Source organism: Rhodococcus sp. NPDC057135, assembly GCF_042670865.1.
Taxonomy (GTDB): Bacteria; Actinomycetota; Actinomycetes; order Mycobacteriales; family Mycobacteriaceae; genus Rhodococcus_F.
In genome coordinates, this window is record NZ_JBHUUU010000014.1 from 60,524 (window position 1) to 79,345 (window position 18,822).

Consider the following 18,822-nt stretch of genomic DNA (forward strand, 5'->3'; position numbering starts at 1 on the left):
TCGAACATACATTCGACAATAACGTCGACAACGAACTTGCGCAACGGTTTTCTCTGTGAAGTGCGGAAAGTTCCGACAGTTCGGTTTTCGTGGTTGACTGGTCCACATGATCGAGCTGAGGGGATTGACCAAGGTTTACGGACCGACGAAAGCGGTGGACGATTTGTCGTTCACGGTCAAGCCGGGCATCGTGACGGGCTTTCTGGGCCCGAACGGTGCGGGTAAGTCGACGACGATGCGGATGATCCTGGGTTTGGATCAGCCGACGTCGGGTGCGGCGTTGATCGAGGGGAAGCCGTACCGGGAGCTCAAGACACCGTTGCGGACGGTGGGCGCGTTGCTGGATGCGAAGTGGGTGCACCCCAATCGCAGTGCGCGGGCGCATCTGCAGTGGATGGCCGCTTCGAACGGGATCCCGAAGTCCCGCGTCGACGAGGTGCTCGGGTTGGTCGGGTTGTCCGAGGTGGCGGGCAAGAAGGCCGGCGGGTTCTCGTTGGGCATGTCGCAGCGTCTCGGGTTGGCGGGTGCGTTGTTGGGTGATCCGAAGGTGTTGTTGTTCGACGAGCCGGTCAACGGTCTCGATCCGGAGGGCATTGTCTGGATTCGTAAGTTCATGCAGCGGTTGGCGGCGGAGGGCCGCACGGTGCTGGTGTCGAGTCACCTCCTGTCGGAGATGGCGTTGACGGCGGAGCAGTTGGTGGTGATCGGTCGGGGTCGGTTGATTTCGGATTCGACGGTGGCGGAGTTCGTGGATCGTTCGTCGGAGTCGACGGTGCGGGTGCGTAGTCCTCAGCTCGATGCGTTGCGCAGTGTGTTGCTTTCGCAGGGGTTGACGGTGCGTGAAGATGGTTCCGGTGTTGCGCCGGCATTGGTGGTGGTGGATTCGACCACTGATGTGATCGGTGGTTTGGCTGGTTCGCAGGGAATCGTGTTGTACGAGTTGGCGTCCCAGCAGGGATCGCTCGAGGATGCGTTCATGAAGTTGACCGGGGACGATGTCCAGTACCACGCGTCCGGTATCGATCCGGGCGCTGGCGCCCACCAAGCAAATGCACACCAGGCAAACACACAGCAGGCTATGGGAGGTGCACTGTAATGGCTGTTCTCAGTGCTGAACGTATCAAGATCACCACGACCAAGTCGCCGCTGTGGTGCACGATCATCATCATCGTGCTCGGGTTGGGGCTCGCTACCGTTTTCGGACTCAGCGCCAAGTCGTCGCTCCGCAATTCGAACGGCACAATGATGCCGACCGTCTCGGGGGCGCTCAGTGGAGTGACCGGCTTCGGTGTGTTGGTTCTAATGATCATGGCGGCGCTCGCGATCACCAGCGAATACCGGTTCGGGACCATCCGCACCACCTTCCAGGCAGTTCCGAATCGCGCTTCGGTGCTGATCGCCAAGGCCGGCCTCATCGGCGGTTTCGGAGCGGTATTGACGCTCGTATTGTCGTTCGGTGCCTTCGCTCTGACGAAGGCCACAGCAGGTGACGCCGGAACATTCCTTACTCTGTCCGGCGACGAGAACTGGCGGGTCGTCTACGGAACACCGATCTACGCGTTCTTCTGCGTGGTTCTGGCAGTCGGAGTGGGGGCGTTGCTCCGGCAGTCTGCGGGTGCGATCGCGCTACTGCTGTTGTGGCCTCTGCTCATCGAGAATCTGTTCAACCTGTTCGGCAGTATCGGCGAGAAGATCATGCCGTTCCTGCCGTTCATGAACGCCAATAACTTTCTCGGTTCCGGCGGTAGCGTCGACTTCCACTGGGGACCTTGGGGCAGCCTGATCTACTTCGCCCTCTTCGTGCTCGTCGTCTTCGGCCTCAGCATCGTCGTCGTGAACAGACGAGATGCGTAGGCACGCAGATCAGGCGGGCTGATTCTGCTTACGCCAGCGGGCGTTCAGGAAGCCCAATGCCGCGATAACGAGGAACAGCACGGTGGTCGAGATCAACTGTGCACGGGCATCGGCGTCGAAGAGCATGAGGACGACGAACACGCCGAGCATCGCGAGTGTCGCGTAGCTCAAGTACGGGAACAGCCACATTCGAACTGTCAGCTTGCCCGACGCTTCGAGTTGTTTACGCAGTCGCAGATGCGAGACGACGATGAAGATCCAGATGACCAGCAGCGCGGCGCCGACTGCGTTGAGCAGGATGCCGAGCAGGTCGTCGGGGAGCAGCCAGTTGAGCAGGACGCTGACGAAGCCGAAGAACACCGACAGCAGAACGGCATTCGTCGGAACTCCGGTGCTCGACAGTTTCGCCATGAAAGCGGGCCCGTCACCGCGACGCGACAGTGAGAACGCCATACGAGAGGTGCCGTAGATGTTGGCGTTGAACGCGGAAAGCAACGCCACCACTACGACGAGTTCCATGAACCCGGCAACACCCGGAATGTTCGCCTTGTTCAAGACGGCCACAAACGGGCCGCTCTCGAGTTCGGGGTCGTTCCAGGGCAGCAGCAGAACCATGATCGAGATGGCGCCGATGTAGAAGACGCTGATGCGCCACACGACGCTGCGGACAGCGACGGCGATGGAGCGTTCCGGATTCTCGGATTCGGCTGCAGCGATGGTGACGATCTCGATCCCGCCGAAGGCGAAGGCCACGACGAGAAGGCCTGCGGCAATGCCGGACAACCCGTTGGGCATGAAGCCGCCCTGCCCGAACAGATTGCTCGTACCGACCGGGTCGGTATCGGGCAGGAGGCCGAACACCAGCAGGACACCGATGATCAGGAAGCCGATGATGACGGTGACTTTGATTGCCGCGAACCAGAACTCGAACTCGCCGAAGTTGCTGACCTTGGCCAGGTTCACGACGGCGAAGAACACCACGAAGACGAGTGCGACAACCCATTGCGGGATCGACGGCACCCAGTCGTTCACGATCGCAGAAGCCCCGGTGATCTCGGCGCCCAGCACCATGATCAGCATGAACCAGTAGAGCCAGCCCATCACGAAGCCGGCCCACTCGCCGATCCCCAGGCGCGCGTAGTGCGAGAAGGAACCGCTGGCCGGAATCGCCGCGCCCATCTCACCGAGCATGCGCATCACGAACACCACGACGGCGCCCGCAAGGATGTAGGAGATCAGGACGGCCGGGCCGGCCTTGGCGATACCGACGCCGGTTCCGAGGAACAGGCCGGCGCCGATGGCCGAGCCCAGGCCCATCATCGTCAGATGGCGGACCTTGAGACCGTGGCCGAGAGCAGTGGTTGTTCCGTCGGAGACGTCGGTGCTGGTCATCAGTCGTTGGCGTGCAAAGCAGCGTTCAGTTCGACGCCGGTGCCCTTCCACGGCACGACCTCGACGGCACCCGAGACCGAGTTACGACGGAAGAGAAGGTTCGACTTGCCGCTCAGTTCTTTGGCCTTGACGACGGTGCCGTCCGGGCCGGTGACCTTGGTGCCCGCGGTGACGTAGAGGCCCGCTTCGAGGACGCAGTCGTCGCCGAGTGAGATGCCGAGGCCGGCGTTGGCGCCGAGGAGGCAGCGCTTGCCGAGGGAGATGGTTTCCTTGCCGCCGCCGGAGAGGGTGCCCATGATCGAGGCGCCGCCGCCCACATCGGATCCGTCGTCGACGACGACGCCCGCAGAGATGCGGCCTTCGACCATCGAGTTGCCGAGGGTGCCGGCGTTGAAGTTGACGAAGCCCTCGTGCATGACGGTCGTTCCGCTGGCGAGGTGTGCGCCGAGTCGGACACGGTCCGCGTCACCGATGCGAACTCCGGACGGCACGACGTAGTCGACCATGCGGGGGAACTTGTCGACGCTGAACACGGTGACGACTCCGCGGATGCGCAGACGCGAGCGAACCTGCTCGAAGCCCTCGACGGCGCACGGACCGAAGTTGGTCCACACGACGTTGCTGAGCAGGCCGAACTGACCGTCGAGGTTGACGCCGTGGGGCGCGACGAGACGGTGCGAGAGGAGGTGGAGGCGCAGGTAGACGTCATGGGCGTCGACCGGTGCCTTGGAGAGATCGGCGATGGTGGTGCGCACGACGACCTGCGAGACCTCGCGAGCGTCGTCAGTGCCTGCCAGCAGGGCAAGATCGGAAGGAATGTCTGTTCCCTCGACGTTCTCGGTACCGGTCTTGTCGAATGTTCCCAGCTCCGGTGCCGGGAACCAGGTGTCGAGGACGGTTCCGTCCGCGGTCACGTTGGCGATACCTACTGCTGTTGCTCCCTGTGCGCTCACGGGACTAGAGATTACTGGGTGGTGGGTGCACCGGCCTAGGCTGGTGCGTGTGAGCATCCTCGATCTTGCTTCGGACCCCATCGACTTGACGGCCGCCCTGGTCGACATCCCCAGCGTCTCGCACGACGAATCCGTCATTGCGCAGGCCGTCGAGGATGCGCTGCGTGAGCAGACTTCGGGCTTCGAGATCATCCGCAACGGCAACGCCGTGTTGGCGCGTACGTCGCGCGGTTTGCCCAGTCGCGTCATGCTCGCCGGACATCTGGATACGGTGCCGATCGCCGACAATGTTCCTTCGCGACGCGAAGGCGACATTCTGCACGGATGCGGGACCGTCGACATGAAGTCGGGCGACGCGGTGTTTCTTCACCTGGCTGCGACCATCGAGAACTTGGCCCACGATCTGACTCTCGTCTTCTACGACTGCGAAGAGATCGCCGCGACGTACAACGGCCTGGGACGAATCGAACGCGAGATCCCGGAATGGCTCACGGCCGACGTCGCGATTCTCGGTGAGCCGACGGCCGGTTTCATCGAGGCCGGGTGCCAGGGCACGATGCGGGTTCGGTTGACGGCTTCGGGAACTCGCGCACATTCGGCCAGGTCCTGGCTGGGGGACAACGCCATTCACAAGTTCGGCGGTGCGTTGGAGCGGTTGTCGAGTTACCAGCCGCGCTCGGTCGACATCGACGGTTGCGGCTACCGCGAAGGTTTGTCGGCGGTGCGGATCTCCGGCGGTGTCGCCGGAAACGTCGTCCCGGACGAAGCCGAGATGGACGTCAATTTCCGATTCGCGCCCGATCGCAGCGAGGCACAAGCCGAGGCACACGTACGCGAAGTGTTCGACGGTCTGGGCCTCGGATTCGAGGTCACGGACTCCTCACCCGGCGCGCTGCCTGGCTTGGCGAACCCGTCCGCTGCCGCCCTGATCGAGGCGGCCGGTGGTCAGTTCCGCGCGAAGTACGGGTGGACCGACGTGTCCAGGTTCTCGGCGCTCGGCATTCCTGCCGTGAACTACGGACCGGGTGATCCGAATCTCGCGCACAAGCGCGACGAGCACGTTCCGGTGCAGCAGATCACCGACGTCGCGGCCGTGCTGAGGAAGTATCTGTCGGCCTGACCGTTAGCCTTGCCGCATGGCACCAGAGAAGAATTCGGCTTCGAAGAAGCAGAGCTCGTCGATCAAGCACCGCGGGCCGGTTCAGCTTCGACGCAAGCGCAAGGATGAGAAGACCACGACGGATCAGCGCTTGCTCGACAAGCGCGGACCCACGGATTGGGTGCACACCGATCCGTGGCGTGTGTTGCGTATCCAGAGCGAATTCATCGAAGGTTTCGGCGCGCTCGCCGAGGTCCCGCGTGCGGTGACGGTGTTCGGTTCGGCCCGCACCACGGTCGATCATCCCGAGTACCAATCCGGCCGTGAACTGGGTACGGCCTTGGCCGAGGCCGGGTACGCCGTCATCACCGGTGGTGGGCCGGGAGTCATGGAAGCTGCCAACCGTGGTTGCAGCGAAGCAGGCGGATATTCGATCGGTCTCGGCATCGAGTTGCCGTTCGAGCAGGGACTCAACGAGTGGGTGGATCTCGGAATCAACTTCCGGTACTTCTTCGCACGCAAGACGATGTTCGTGAAGTACTCCCAGGCATTCATCTGCCTGCCCGGCGGCTTCGGAACACTCGACGAGCTGTTCGAAGCCCTCACCCTGGTCCAGACCCACAAAGTCACGCGCTTCCCGATCGTCCTGTTCGGCACCGAGTACTGGTCCGGACTCGTCGACTGGATTCGCGGCACCCTCGAGCGAGACGGCAAGATTTCCGAAGGTGACGTGAATCTGCTGCACGTCACCGACAGCGTGGAAGAAGCAGTGCGAATCGTCCTCAACGCAGACAAGGGCGTCGACGAGGCCGCAGATCTGGGGAAAGAAGAAGAATGGTGACCGATTCCGACAAGAAGTACTCGATCTGCGTCTACTGCGCGTCGGGGCCGGTGGACGAGTCTTTCCTGGCGTTGGCGGCAGAGGTGGGAACCGCGATCGGTCGACGCGGATGGCAGTTGGTCTCGGGCGGTGGCAACGTCTCGATGATGGGCGCTGTCGCCGAGTCCGCTCGCGCGGCGGGCGCTTGGACCGTCGGCGTCATTCCGAAGGCCCTGGTGCACAAGGAAGTTGCCGACGTCGATGCCGACGAGCTGATCGTCACGGACACCATGCGCGAACGCAAGAAGCTGATGGAAGATCACGCCGACGCGTTCATCACGCTGCCGGGCGGAATCGGGACGCTGGAAGAGCTGTTCGAAACGTGGACCGCCGGCTACCTCGGAATGCACGAGAAACCAGTGGTGATGCTCGATCCCGTCGGGCACTTCACCGGCCTGCTCGAGTGGTTGAACAAGCTCGACGGGACCGGCTTCGTCGGGCGTCAGGCGCTGGACACCCTGCTGGTGCGGACGGACGTCGAGGCCGCACTCGACGCGTGCGTCAAATCCTGATCAGACGCGTGCGTGAAACCCTGACCTGGGGCATGGCGGGCTTTATTACCGTGAAGTAAGGTGGCCGCAGACTGGGCGGCCGAATGGGCGCCGGATACGTGTTAGGGGAGCCATGAGTTCGGAAGCCCGTTCGACCGTCGGCCTGCTGGATCTGGCGGCAAAACTGCCGTCGATGATCACCGAGGTGCCGATCCTGGCGCGGGGGGCCGCCGGCCTCACCCGCAAGCCTTCGGCCAAGGAATCGATCGGGTTGATCTTCCAGAAGGCTGCACACGCTCACCCGTCGCGCCCGTTCATCCGGTTCGAAGGCCACGCGACCAGTTATGCCGAGGCCAACGAACTGGTGAACCGCTACGCGGACGTTCTCCGCGGCCGAGGAGTCGACCGCGGAGACGTCGTCGGAGTGCTGGCAAAGAACACTCCCGAAGCCCTGTTGATCGCACTCGCTGCCGTCAAACTCGGTGCGGCAGCGGGCATGCTGAACTACAACCAGCGCGACGACGTTCTGGCACACAGCCTTACGCTGCTCGACGCTCGCGTCCTGGTGGTCGCCGACGAGTGCGAAGAAGCCCTCGAATCGTTGCCTGCCGGATTTGCCGGGCCCGCTCAACTTCTTGTCAGTGAACTCTCGGATCTGGCGAAGACGGCTGATCCGGCCAACCCGGCGGTCACCGCGGAGGTGCTGGCGAAGGAGAAAGCGTTCTACATCTTCACCTCGGGCACCACCGGAATGCCCAAGGCCAGCTTGATGACTCACTTCCGCTGGTTGAAGTCGATGTCCGGGCTCGGGTTGATGGGCGTGCGCTTGCGCGGCTCCGACACTCTGTACTGCTGCCTGCCGCTCTATCACAACAACGCGTTGACGGTCTCGTTGTCCTCGGTGCTCGCGTCCGGTGCGACCATCGCAATCGGACGTCAGTTCTCCGCCTCCCGGTTCTGGGACGACATCGCAGTCAACAAGGCGACCGCCTTCACCTACATCGGTGAGCTGTGCCGCTATCTGCTCAACCAGCCGGCCAAGCCGACCGACAGCGACAACGCCGTTCGGCTCATGGTCGGCAACGGTCTGCGCCCTGAGATCTGGGCCGAATTCACCCAGCGCTTCGGCATTCCCCGCGTCGCCGAGTTCTACGGTGCCAGTGAATGCAACATCGCGTTCGTCAACGCACTCAACGTCGACAAGACAGCAGGCATCTGCCCGTTGCCGCACGCCGTCGTGGAATTCGACGAGAACACCGGAAAAGCGTTGCGTGGAGCCGACGGTCGACTCCGCAAGGTTTCCACGGGTCAGGTCGGACTCCTACTGTCCAAGGTCACCGACCGGGCGCCTTTCGACGGTTACACCGACGAAGCGGCGAGCAACAGCAAACTGGTACGGGGCGGATTCAAGGACGACGACACCTGGTTCGACACCGGAGACCTGGTGCGCAAGCAGGGATGGGGTCACGTCGCCTTCGTCGACCGCCTCGGTGACACCTTCCGCTGGAAGGGTGAGAACGTCGCCACCACGGAGGTCGAGGGCGCGCTGAGTTCGCACCCGGCCGTCGAGGAAGCAGTTGTCTACGGCGTCGAGATTCCTGGTACCGACGGGCGCGCGGGCATGGCGGCGGTGAAGTTACGTGACAGTCAGAGTTTCGAGGGCAGCGAAGTCGCGGCTCATCTCTACGGCAAGCTCCCCAACTACGCGGTCCCGCTGTTCATCCGCATCGTCGACTCACTCGAACACACCAGCACTTTCAAGTCGCGCAAGGTGGAATTGCGGAACGAGGGTTACGACGTCGGCGCCGACACTCTGCACGTTCTCGAAGGCCGCGAGGGTGGTTACGTGGACTCGTACGACGAATACGTCGGAAAGGTCGCGGCAGGCTCGGTACCCAAGGGCTAGACCGAGTTCCGTCATGCCAGTATGAGTGGCATGTCTTCACTCTCCGGTTCTACCGCGCAGCCAGGTCCGGCGCCCACCCTGTGTGGGCGTCCGGTCGCGGTCGACCGTGCATTGGTGATGGCGATCGTCAATCGCACTCCCGATTCCTTCTACGACCAGGGTGCGACGTTCTCGGACTCGGCGGCGATGGCTGCCGTCGATCGTGCCGTCGACGAGGGCGCCGATCTGGTGGACATCGGGGGAGTGAAAGCCGGACCGGGTGACCTCGTCGACGCCGACGAGGAAGTCAGGCGGGTGGTTCCGTTCGTCGCCGCGATCAGGGCCAAGTACCCCGAGTTGATCATCAGCGTCGACACCTGGCGCAGTGGCGTCGCACGGCTGGCGCGCGACGAAGGCGCCGACCTGATCAACGACACGTGGGCCGGTGCGGATCCCGAACTCGTGGTGGTCGCTGCCGAGACGGGCGCCGGCATCGTCTGCTCGCACACGGGCGGTGCGGTTCCGCGTACCCGCCCGCACCGTGTTCGCTACGACGACGTCGTCGCAGATGTGGTCTCCGAGGTGGTGTCGGCGGCAGAACGCGCCCTGGCTCTCGGTGTTCCGCGTGACGCGATTCTGATCGATCCCACCCACGACTTCGGCAAGAACACCTTCCACGGGCTCGAGTTGTTGCGAAAAGTGGACGTTCTTGTAAACACCGGGTGGCCAGTGCTGATGGCGCTGAGCAATAAGGACTTCATCGGGGAGACTCTTGGTGTGGAGCTTTCCGAGAGGTTGGAGGGAACATTGGCAGCGACAGCAATGGCCGCGGCGGGCGGCGCCCGGGTGTTCCGTGTTCACGAGGTGGCGTCCACCCGTCGAGTAGTCGACATGGTGGCCGCGATTCAGGGACGCCGCGCCCCGGTACGTACGGTTCGAGGTCTGGCATGAGTATCACCGGTGCGGGCCCGACCCGCGTATGGGCAGAAGCCAACAGTTGGGACCATCCGAGTTGGACGGTGGCCGAACTCGAACGGGCAAAGGGTGGCCGAACCGTCTCGGTGGTGTTGCCCGCGCTCAACGAAGAAGACACCGTTGCTGCGGTGGTCGACACCATTCACCCGTTGCTCGGCGGCTTGGTCGACGAATTGATCGTGCTCGATTCGGGTTCGAGCGACCGTACCGCCGAGCGTGCTCGCGCGGCCGGAGCGACGGTGATCAGTCGTGAGAGCGCCGTCCCGTCTATCCCGCCGACCGCGGGCAAAGGTGAGGTGCTCTGGCGTTCGGTCGCCGCGACGACCGGCGATCTGATCGCATTCGTCGACTCCGACCTCATCAATCCCGATCCGGCGTTCGTGCCCAAATTGCTGGGTCCGCTACTCACCGTTGACGGCATCCATCTGGTGAAGGGTTACTACCGCCGTCCGCTGCGCGTGAGCGGCACGGAGGACGCCAACGGCGGCGGACGAGTCACTGAATTGGTGGCGCGGCCCATGTTGGCTGCGCTGCGGCCCGAACTCACCTCGGTGCTGCAACCATTGGGTGGTGAATACGCGGGCACCCGAGAGTTGCTCTCCGCAGTCCCGTTTGCCCCGGGCTACGGCGTCGAGATCGGCTTGCTGCTCGATACGTACGACACGTTGGGGCTGGCGGCGATCGGTCAGGTCAATCTGGGCGTGCGCAAGCATCGCAACCGGCCACTCGCCGACCTCGGCGTGATGAGTCGGCAGATCATCGGAACGATGCTCAGGCGGTGTGGGATCGAGGATTCGGGTGCCGGGTTGACCCAATTCCTGGTCGACGGTGATTCTTTCGTGCCCGAGACCACGGAGGTATCGCTGGTCGATCGACCCCCGATGAATTCGATAGTGCGCACCGCGGGGGTCTGACCGCTTACCCACGGGTATGGGAGTATCGGTCCATGATGACGATCCTCCTGTACCTGATTGTCATGGCACTGGTCGGCGCGATGATCTTCCTCGCCGCCAGCGCTGTGTTCGGGCGCTCGGAAGAGCTGCCGCCGCTGCCTCCCGGCACGACGGCGACCGTGCTGCCGGCGGAGGACGTCACGGGGGCGGATGTCGACGCTCTGCGCTTTCAGCAGGTGCTGCGGGGTTACAAGGCGAGCGAAGTCGATTGGGCTCTGCATCGCCTCGGGTTGGAAATCGATTCTCTGCGTGCACAACTGGGCCGTGACGAGCGGTCTGAGGTCCTGGTGAAGGCGGATGCTCCCGCCGTGGCCGAAGCGTCGCACGAGGACCCTGAGACCGCGTCCGAGTCCGGATCGAAGGATCCTCAGGGCTGATGGCAGACGGACTGGTTCGATGCGGCTGGGTGGTCGAGACGCCCGGCGACACGCTTTACCGCGACTATCACGACGAGGAGTGGGGGCGTCCGCTGCACGGGCGCGACGAACTGTTCGAGCGGCTCGCTCTCGAGGCATTCCAATCGGGGCTTTCGTGGATCACGATTTTGCGCAAACGCGAGTCCTTCCGAGAAGCCTTCGACGGGTTCGATCCGGACAAGGTCGCAGCGTACGGAGTTGCGGATGTCGAGAGATTGCTCTCCGATGCCGCGATCGTCCGCAATCGCGCGAAGATCGAAGCGACGATTTCCAACGCCCGAGTGCTCGTGAATTCACCCGATCTGGACCTCGATTCGTTACTCTGGTCGTTCTCGCCGCCTCGACGCACCAGACGACTGACATCAATTGCAGAGGTTCCGGCGGTCACTCCCGAGTCGACTGCCATGGCTAAGGAACTCAAGCGGCGTGGGTTCAAGTTTGTGGGTCCTACCACGGCTTATGCGCTCATGCAGGCCACCGGAATGGTCGATGATCACGTGGCCGATTGTTGGGTTCCGACGCAGGTGTGACGGTCGACTGAACACCCCTAAATGTGACTCAGATTCCCGGTTCCCGCATCCATAGGGAACAATGGAGGGTACGAGCCTCGCTGATTGTTGGCGGGGCGCACCGTTAGTCGAGGCGCAGAGCAATGCAGCGCAGATCTGGAGGGAGCAGAGGATGGCGGCCATGAAGCCCCGGACCGGGGACGGTCCCCTCGAAGCAACCAAAGAGGGACGAGGAATCGTCATGCGGGTTCCACTCGAGGGTGGCGGACGCCTCGTCGTCGAGCTGACCCCGGATGAAGCTGCAGCGCTCGGTGTGGAACTCACGAACGTCACCAGCTAGTCGGGTCCAGGTTGTAGCAGTACGAACAACAGCACGTGATTGCACGCAGGCTCCGTATCCGTTTCGGTACGGGGCCTGAAGTGTGTGCGCACCACAGGTAGCCGAAAGGACGGATCAATGCTTGCCGCCGTGATCGATCTTCTGTCCTGCCCGCAGTGCGCTGCCGAGTTGGAGTTGGTGGACGGCGCCGCCGAGTGCGACCGCGGACATCGATTCGACGTGGCTCGTCAGGGTTACGTGAGCCTGATCAGCGGCGGAGCCACGAAGTTCACCGGCGACAGTGCCGAGATGATCGCGGCGCGTGCACGACTGCTCGGCGCGGGCCATTTCGACCCACTGATGGATGCCGTCTCCCGGGCCTGCTCGACTACGGCCGGGTCGGATCCTGCGCGGATCGTCGAAATCGGTGCAGGCACAGGTCAATACCTCGCGCACGTGGTGGATTCTCTGCCTGATTCTCGCGCAATAGCCTTGGACGTGTCCAAGTTCGCGGCAAGGCGAGCTGCGAAGGTTCACGAAAGAATCGGCTCGATCGTCGCAGACGTCTGGCAACCACTACCGATTCGCGACGGAGCTTTGTCTCACGTGCTCTGTGTGTTCGCTCCGCGTAACGGTCCGCAGTCCCATCGCGTTCTCGCAGATGACGGCGCTCTGGTGGTGCTGACGCCCACCGACAGGCATCTGCGCGAGCTGATCGACATCCTTGCGATGGTCAGGGTCGACGATCGCAAAGTGGAACGCCTCGAATCCTCGATGGCCGGCTACTTCGACCGTGTGAGCAGCGACGAGGTCGAGTTCACGATGCCGTTGTCGCACCAGGACATCCTCGACCTGGTGGGTATGGGACCGTCGGCGAGACACCTGACGCCCGCCGATCTTGCTGCCGCCGTGGCGAAGCTGCCGCAGCCGAGCACCGTGACCGCGTCGGCGACGATCTCGACCTACCGCAAAATCTGACCTGGATCAGCGTCTCGTGACGGCATCGGCGTAGACCTCGAGCGTCTGCTTGGCGATTTCGGCCCAGGAGAACTCGTCGATCGCACGGATTCTGCCCGCACGACCCATCGCTTCGGCGCCCTCTCGGTCGGCGACAACGGCATTTACGGTGGCCGCGAGTGACTCCTCGAATGCGTTCGGCTCGTAGGCGTTGTAATGCACGAGTCGCCCGGTGATGCCGTCGGCGACCACCTCGGGGATGCCGCCGACATCGGAAGCGACCACGGCGGTCTCGCACGCCATGGCCTCGAGATTGACGATCCCGAGGGGCTCGTACACCGAAGGGCAGACGAATACCGTTGCTGCCGAAAGTACTTCCCTGATCTGTTCGGTCGGGAGCATTTCGCGCACCCAGAAGACGTTGCCTCGATGCCTGGCGAGTTCGGCCACCGCCTTCTCCGTCTCGGCGGCGATCTCCGGTGTATCGGGAGCGCCGGCGCACAGCACGAGTTGAATCTCCGGGTCGAAGTGGTGTGCCGCCGCGACGAGGTGACCAACTCCCTTCTGCCTGGTGATGCGTCCGACAAAGGCCACGATGGGTTTGGCTGGATCGACACCGATCGACGCGAGCGCGGACGGCGCTCCCGGCGCAGATCCGCCGGGATGCCATACCGCGGTGTCGATTCCGTTGCGCACCACGTGCACGCGACTCGGATCGACGGCGGGATACGCGTCGAGGACGTCGAGTCGCATTCCGGAACTGACGGCGATGATCGCGTCTGCGTGCTCGACGGCGTTGCGTTCGGACCACGACGAGATCCGATAGCCACCACCTAGCTGCTCGGCCTTCCACGGGCGTCTGGGCTCGAGTGAGTGGGCAGTGAGGATGTGCGGTACGTCGTAGAGCGCCGAGGCGAGATGCCCGGCCAGTCCGGTGTACCAGGTGTGGGAGTGGACGATGTCGACGCCGGCCGCTGCGTCCGCCATCCGCAGTTCGGCGGAGAGCGTAGTCAAGGCGGGGTTGGATCCGGCGAGCGCGGGGTCGGGAGAGTGGACGATCGCGCCTTCGCGTGGGGCGCCCATGCAGTGCACGTCGACCTCGCACAACCGCTTCATCTGAGCGACAAGCTCGGTTACGTGTACTCCTGCGCCGCCGTAGATCTCCGGCGGGTATTCCTTGGTCATCATCGCGACTCGCACGCGCTAAACCTAACCGCCCGTGGTCGATCCGGCTACCGATCGCGCTTTCCCCGCCCGTTCGGAGAGGGACACGATCGGACCTCTCGGACTGCTTCGCTAGCGGGAGTTCACCAGTGCGGATAGGTTAGCGGTGTGAGAAGCCAGCCGCATGTGCTTGGAATCGTGCTCGCCGGGGGCGAGGGCAAACGCTTGTATCCGCTGACCGCGGACAGAGCGAAGCCCGCAGTGCCCTTCGGAGGTGCATATCGACTTATCGACTTCGTGTTGAGCAACCTTGTCAACGCGGGATATCTGCGTATTTGTGTGTTGACGCAATACAAGTCACATTCACTCGACCGCCACATTTCGCAGACGTGGCGGTTGTCCGGTTTCGCGGGTGAGTACATCACTCCGGTCCCGGCCCAGCAGCGGCTCGGGCCGCGCTGGTACACCGGCAGCGCCGACGCAATCCTGCAGTCGCTCAATCTCGTTTACGACGAGGACCCCGAGTACATCGTGGTTTTCGGCGCCGACCACGTGTACCGGATGGATCCGGAACAGATGGTTCAGCACCACATCGAATCCGGGGCAGGGGTGACGGTCGCGGGTATTCGTGTACCGCGAAGCGAGGCTTTTGCTTTCGGCTGCATCGACAGTGACGAGTCGGGACGCATCACCCAGTTCCTCGAGAAGCCCGCCCATCCTCCCGGGACACCGGACGACCCCAACTCGACGTTCGCGTCCATGGGTAACTATGTGTTCACCACCAAGGTGCTCGTGGATGCCATCCGCGCGGATTCGGAGAACTCCGACTCCGACCACGACATGGGCGGCGACATCATTCCCGCCTTGGTCGCCGCAGGTGAGGCGTCGGTCTACGACTTCAAGGACAACGTCGTTCCCGGCGCCACCGATCGAGACCGCGGTTACTGGCGCGACGTCGGTACCCTCGACGCCTTCTACGACGCTCACATGGACCTCGTGTCCGTGCATCCGATCTTCAATCTCTACAACCGTCGCTGGCCCATCCGCGGCGCCACCGAGAACCTCGCGCCCGCCAAGTTCGTGAAGGGCGGACTCGCGCAGGAATCGGTGGTCGGTGCGGGGTCGATCCTCTCTGCCGCGACCGTGCGCAATTCGGTGCTCAGCTCCAACGTGATGATCGAGGACGGCGCGACCGTCGAGGGCAGCGTGCTGATGCCGGGTGTGCGCATCGGCAAGGGTGCCGTCGTACGGCGCGCGATCCTCGACAAGAACGTCGTGGTCGGTGACGGCGAAATCATCGGCGTCGACCTCGAACGTGACCGCGAACGATTCGCCGTCAGTCAGGGTGGCGTCGTCGCCATCGGGAAAGGCGTCTGGATCTAGAGCTTGCTCGCGCAGAGGAGGCCGTCGCCGAGGGGGAGGAGCACTCGAATGAGTCGCTCGTCCTCGGTCACGGCCTTCGCTGCTTCGCGGACCGCAACAGTCGTCGCATCGCGAGCGGAGCTGTCGGCAACACGGCCGTCGGCGAGGGCGTTGTGCAGAACGATGACACCGCCGGAGCGCAGCAGGCGGACACCTTCGCGGACGTAGTGCGGGTGGTCGATCGCGGCGCAGTCGACGAACACCAGGTCGTAGCCGCCGTCGGCGAGGCGGGGAAGGACGTCGAGTGCGCGTCCGTTGATCAGGCGAGTGCGTGCCGGAGCGATTCCACTTTCGCGGAAGGTCAGTTTGGCCGCCCGCTGGTGTTCGGGTTCGCTGTCGATCGTGGTCAGGACGCCGTCGTCGCGCATGCCGTGCAGAAGCCACAGGCTGCTCACGCCGGCTCCGGTGCCCACCTCGACGGCTGTCTTCGCGTCGAGCATTCTCGCGAACATGGCGAGAGTCGCGCCGACGGCGGGCGTCACCGGATGGGCTCCGAGATCCAGCGCTCGATCTCGCGCCGCGGTCAAAATCTCGTCCTCGGAAACTACGTCCTCGACGTGGCGGAGTATCTGTTCGGCGTGGGTCACGCTCATGAGGTTATCGGGCGGTTCGGATTGTCGCTGCAAGGCGCGCAGTCACCAGGATTCTCAGGAATCCCTCAGGCTCCTCATATGGCGTGCACACCGCGATGAGAAAAGGTGTATACATCGCCGGATCGAAGATCGCACGGCGGTATCGATTTCTACCAAGTTGATCTTTCGCAGCTCGGTGATCGGGAACAAATCACAGCATCGGCTGGTTCTCCCGAATATCGCGCATCACGTGATTCGGACAACGCGGTGATCGAACTACGCGATCCCGAGCAGGAGGATCAACTTATTTACCAGGTCAACGACGAGCCTCGCCCTCGAGAGTCGGAAGTTTTGACGACGGAATCGGCTGTGGATTCCGAATTGATCGGCACAGCTGTGTTCGATGCAACTGGTGAGAAGTCCTCCATGCCGTCTTGGGACGAACTCGTGCGTCAGCACGGTGACCGGGTGTACCGCCTGGCCTACCGGTTGTCAGGCGATGCCCAGGACGCCGAGGACTTGACGCAGGACACCTTCATTCGGGTGTTCCGCTCGCTCTCCGATTATCAGCCCGGAACGTTCGAGGGCTGGTTGCACCGCATCACCACAAACCTGTTCCTCGACATGGTTCGCCGACGCAACCGCATCCGTATGGAAGCGCTGCCCGAGGATTACGACCGCGTTCCCTCACCCGGTCCCGACCCCGAGCAGATCTACCATGACGCGCGCCTCGATGCAGGTCTGCAGGCCGCATTGGACTCGCTCGCACCTGAATTTCGTGCCGCTGTTGTGCTCTGTGACATCGAAGGTCTGTCGTACGAGGAAATCGGTGCCACACTGGGAGTGAAGCTCGGAACGGTTCGTAGCCGTATCCATCGTGGGCGACAGGCGATTCGTGATCATCTGGCAGCGCAGCGCGCGGCCGAATCCGAACTCGTCGGTTTCTGACGGTCGGGTTCGAGCTACAGAGCGGGACGTGGTCAATCACCTGGAGGGACGAATGACGGAGGCGCGGGCACATCGCCAGTTCGGTTCGACCGAACATCTGGCCAGCGAGGCAATCGCTGCCTACGTCGACGGAGAGCTCCGAATGCAGGCCTACTTGAGGGCCTCCCATCACATCTCGATCTGCGCCGAGTGCGCTGCAGCCGTCGATGCTCAGCAGCAGGCGCGTGGTGCGCTGCGTCGAAGCGGCGAGATGACGATGCCGTTGTCCCTGGTGGGACTTCTCAGCCAGATTCCCTCGTGCAACAGTCCGACTACCGGACCCAATTCGGAAAACGCCGACAGTTCCGTCGGTAATCAGCCCGCGGGCTTCTCCACCATCAGCAAGAGGTTGTCCCGTCGCTGGCGCAAATGACGCCGCGCGCCTGCTTCCCGGCGCGGATCAGTGATACTGGACGATGTGACTGACGGAAAAAGGGGGCACTCCGGAGTGAGTTCGGATTCTTCGGCAAACGGTTCGGTGGACAGACCGGCAGATGCGCCGGTTCTCGACCCCCGTCCGGTCTATCGACCCCAGATCGATCCGGCCTCGCGCCAGGTGTTCGGTCGGCCGAGTGGAGTCGAAGGCTCGTTCACTCCGGTGGCCGCGCGATCAACCCCGTCCTCCGACGTCGTGATCGGCGCTCCGGACCCGGTTCTGGCCGAGGCATTCGGACGACCCGCGGACGCCACCGAGTCGATCGGCCGCGATCGCGAGGCGTCGGCGAACAACGCGCCCGAAGAAGAGCCGCCGAGCGATCCGTGGCGTGATCCGGAATCCGCCGTCTCCCTGGGCAATCCCGCAGAGTCCGAGGCGCCGGTGCAGTTGCAGCCCGCCCGGAAGCTCGATGTGCGTGAGGTGTTGTTCGGTCGCAAGGTCGCTCCCTCGGCGCTGGCCGCACTTGCCGGGATGGCGCTCGTCATCGCTCTCGTCGGTGGCTTACTCGCCACGGTCATCACTGCCGATCGCAGTTCACTCACCAGCTCACGTGTCACCCTCGTCCAATCCGGCGGCGGCGAACAACCGGAGTCTCAGGTGGCGAAGGTCGCCGACGCGGTGCTGCCTTCCGTGGTGTCGATTCAGGTCGCCGTCGGTGACCAGGGGAGTACGGGATCCGGCGTGGTCATCTCTGACAAGGGATACATCGTCACCAACAACCACGTGATCTCCTCTGCCGTTCCGCCCGCTCAGGACGCGAAGATCCAGGTGATCTTCTCCGACGGAACCAAGACCGACGCTCAGATCGTCGGCCGTGACGTCAAGACAGACCTCGCGGTGCTCAAGGTGTCGGCCAACAATCTGACGGTCGCTCAGCTCGGAAAATCCGAGGATGTTCAGGTGGGCGACGACGTCGTCGCCGTCGGCTCACCGCTCGGATTGAGCAAGACCGTCACCCGCGGAATCGTCAGTGCGCTGAACCGGCCTCTGCGGTTGTCGGGTGAAGGCACCGACACCAACGCCGTCATCGACGCCGTCCAGACCGACGCTGCGATCAATCACGGCAACTCCGGTGGTGCGCTCGTCGACGACGAAGCCCGCGTCATCGGTATCAACACGGCAATGCTCAGTGAGTCCGGTGGTTCGGTCGGGCTCGGCTTCGCGATTCCGATCGACACGGTCACCGAGGTGGCGCAGACCATCATCCGCGACGGCAAGGTTCATCACCCCGACATCGGCGTGAATGCCCGCACCGCAGTCAACGACGCGACCAGCGGCGCTGCCGTGGCCAACGTCCGCGACGGCAGCCCCGCTCAACGTGCGGGGATCGTCGAGGGTGACGTCATCGTCAAGGTCGGTGACCGACCGGTGACAAGTGCCGACGAATTGGTGGTTGCGGTCAACGCGACGACCGTCGATCAGCCTGTCAATGTTCAGTTGATCCGCGACGGACGGCAGGTCGACATTTCGGTCACGCCGGTGTCGGACTGATCGGACCCTGCGATCTTCCTGTGAGGTTGATCCGGACATGCGCGTACCGAGCGAGCACACAGTAGGC

Annotated in this window: 20 protein-coding genes; 16 read left to right on the forward strand and 4 right to left on the reverse strand. The window is 63.4% G+C overall.

All coding sequences use genetic code 11. The annotated features are described in order from the left end of the window. The first annotated feature begins 106 nt into the window (after positions 1–106). Both ACFT1A_RS23885 and ACFT1A_RS23890 read left to right on the forward strand, forming a co-directional pair. Complete coding sequence (locus tag ACFT1A_RS23885; protein ID WP_378447030.1) at positions 107–1,096, forward strand: ABC transporter ATP-binding protein; 990 nt, start codon at positions 107–109, stop codon at positions 1,094–1,096. Continuing rightward, complete coding sequence (locus tag ACFT1A_RS23890) at positions 1,096–1,854, forward strand: ABC transporter permease (RefSeq protein ID WP_378449040.1); 759 nt, start codon at positions 1,096–1,098, stop codon at positions 1,852–1,854. The genes ACFT1A_RS23885 and ACFT1A_RS23890 overlap by 1 nt, the downstream gene beginning before the upstream one ends. 9 nt (positions 1,855–1,863) lie before the next feature. Here ACFT1A_RS23890 and ACFT1A_RS23895 read toward each other — a convergent pair whose 3' ends face one another. Continuing rightward, complete coding sequence (locus ACFT1A_RS23895) at positions 1,864–3,246, reverse strand: amino acid permease (protein ID WP_378449041.1); 1,383 nt, start codon at positions 3,244–3,246, stop codon at positions 1,864–1,866. Continuing rightward, entirely contained in the window at positions 3,246–4,199 is a 954-nt protein-coding gene (gene dapD, locus ACFT1A_RS23900) for a 2,3,4,5-tetrahydropyridine-2,6-dicarboxylate N-succinyltransferase (protein ID WP_019749368.1), read from the reverse strand. The genes ACFT1A_RS23895 and dapD overlap by 1 nt, the downstream gene beginning before the upstream one ends. A 49-nt stretch (positions 4,200–4,248) precedes the next feature. On the opposite strand from dapD, the gene dapE reads away from it, so the two are divergent. The 10 genes from dapE to ACFT1A_RS23950 all read left to right on the forward strand — a co-directional run bounded on the left by dapE (position 4,249) and on the right by ACFT1A_RS23950 (position 12,704). After that, complete coding sequence (dapE, locus tag ACFT1A_RS23905) at positions 4,249–5,319, forward strand: succinyl-diaminopimelate desuccinylase (protein ID WP_378449042.1); 1,071 nt, start codon at positions 4,249–4,251, stop codon at positions 5,317–5,319. Positions 5,320–5,335: 16 nt separating this feature from the next. Then, the gene (locus ACFT1A_RS23910; RefSeq protein ID WP_003945176.1) at positions 5,336–6,139 is read left to right on the forward strand and encodes a TIGR00730 family Rossman fold protein; all 804 of its coding nucleotides are present in this window, start codon (positions 5,336–5,338) and stop codon (positions 6,137–6,139) included. Then, the gene (locus ACFT1A_RS23915) at positions 6,133–6,690 is read left to right on the forward strand and encodes a TIGR00730 family Rossman fold protein (protein ID WP_003945191.1); all 558 of its coding nucleotides are present in this window, start codon (positions 6,133–6,135) and stop codon (positions 6,688–6,690) included. The genes ACFT1A_RS23910 and ACFT1A_RS23915 overlap by 7 nt, the downstream gene beginning before the upstream one ends. 112 nt (positions 6,691–6,802) lie before the next feature. Next, positions 6,803–8,575, forward strand: coding sequence for a long-chain-acyl-CoA synthetase (locus ACFT1A_RS23920; protein ID WP_378449043.1), 1,773 nt, complete (start codon positions 6,803–6,805; stop codon positions 8,573–8,575). 30 nt (positions 8,576–8,605) lie between these two features. Then, a complete protein-coding gene (folP, locus tag ACFT1A_RS23925; RefSeq protein WP_230817391.1) occupies positions 8,606–9,505 on the forward strand; it encodes a dihydropteroate synthase in 900 nt (299 codons plus the stop codon). Then, the gene (locus ACFT1A_RS23930) at positions 9,502–10,443 is read left to right on the forward strand and encodes a glucosyl-3-phosphoglycerate synthase (RefSeq protein WP_283301488.1); all 942 of its coding nucleotides are present in this window, start codon (positions 9,502–9,504) and stop codon (positions 10,441–10,443) included. Before folP ends, ACFT1A_RS23930 begins: the two co-directional genes overlap by 4 nt. A 32-nt stretch (positions 10,444–10,475) precedes the next feature. After that, the gene (locus ACFT1A_RS23935; protein WP_378449044.1) at positions 10,476–10,859 is read left to right on the forward strand and encodes a DivIVA domain-containing protein; all 384 of its coding nucleotides are present in this window, start codon (positions 10,476–10,478) and stop codon (positions 10,857–10,859) included. Further along, the gene (locus ACFT1A_RS23940; protein WP_230817394.1) at positions 10,859–11,428 is read left to right on the forward strand and encodes a DNA-3-methyladenine glycosylase I; all 570 of its coding nucleotides are present in this window, start codon (positions 10,859–10,861) and stop codon (positions 11,426–11,428) included. The genes ACFT1A_RS23935 and ACFT1A_RS23940 overlap by 1 nt, the downstream gene beginning before the upstream one ends. Positions 11,429–11,579: 151 nt before the next feature. Further along, positions 11,580–11,747: a DUF3117 domain-containing protein gene (locus ACFT1A_RS23945; RefSeq protein WP_003945169.1), complete on the forward strand. Its 168-nt coding sequence runs from the start codon at positions 11,580–11,582 to the stop codon at positions 11,745–11,747. A gap of 117 nt (positions 11,748–11,864) precedes the next feature. Further along, complete coding sequence (locus ACFT1A_RS23950; protein ID WP_378449045.1) at positions 11,865–12,704, forward strand: putative RNA methyltransferase; 840 nt, start codon at positions 11,865–11,867, stop codon at positions 12,702–12,704. 6 nt (positions 12,705–12,710) lie between these two features. Here ACFT1A_RS23950 and glgA read toward each other — a convergent pair whose 3' ends face one another. After that, entirely contained in the window at positions 12,711–13,883 is a 1,173-nt protein-coding gene (gene glgA, locus ACFT1A_RS23955) for a glycogen synthase (protein ID WP_378449046.1), read from the reverse strand. A gap of 132 nt (positions 13,884–14,015) precedes the next feature. Here glgA and glgC point away from each other — a divergent pair, with 132 nt between their 5' ends. Next, positions 14,016–15,230 (forward strand): glucose-1-phosphate adenylyltransferase, encoded by a 1,215-nt coding sequence (gene glgC / locus ACFT1A_RS23960; protein WP_003945185.1) that lies wholly within the window; start codon positions 14,016–14,018, stop codon positions 15,228–15,230. Here the strand turns inward: glgC and ACFT1A_RS23965 are convergent. Beyond that, positions 15,227–15,862 carry an O-methyltransferase gene (locus ACFT1A_RS23965; RefSeq protein ID WP_007736091.1) on the reverse strand — a complete coding sequence of 212 codons (636 nt, stop codon included), beginning with the start codon at positions 15,860–15,862 and terminating at the stop codon, positions 15,227–15,229. The two genes, glgC and ACFT1A_RS23965, sit on opposite strands and share 4 nt — an antisense overlap. A gap of 330 nt (positions 15,863–16,192) precedes the next feature. Here ACFT1A_RS23965 and sigE point away from each other — a divergent pair, with 330 nt between their 5' ends. The 3 genes from sigE (at position 16,193) to ACFT1A_RS23980 (ending at position 18,755) form a co-directional block, all read left to right on the forward strand. Then, on the forward strand, positions 16,193–16,789 hold the full coding sequence (sigE, locus tag ACFT1A_RS23970; protein WP_029255812.1) for an RNA polymerase sigma factor SigE: 597 nt from the start codon (positions 16,193–16,195) through the stop codon (positions 16,787–16,789). A 52-nt stretch (positions 16,790–16,841) separates the two neighbouring features. Next, positions 16,842–17,201 (forward strand): hypothetical protein, encoded by a 360-nt coding sequence (locus tag ACFT1A_RS23975; RefSeq protein WP_003945180.1) that lies wholly within the window; start codon positions 16,842–16,844, stop codon positions 17,199–17,201. 75 nt (positions 17,202–17,276) lie between these two features. Next, positions 17,277–18,755 carry a S1C family serine protease gene (locus ACFT1A_RS23980; protein WP_378449047.1) on the forward strand — a complete coding sequence of 493 codons (1,479 nt, stop codon included), beginning with the start codon at positions 17,277–17,279 and terminating at the stop codon, positions 18,753–18,755. Positions 18,756–18,822: the final 67 nt, after the last annotated feature.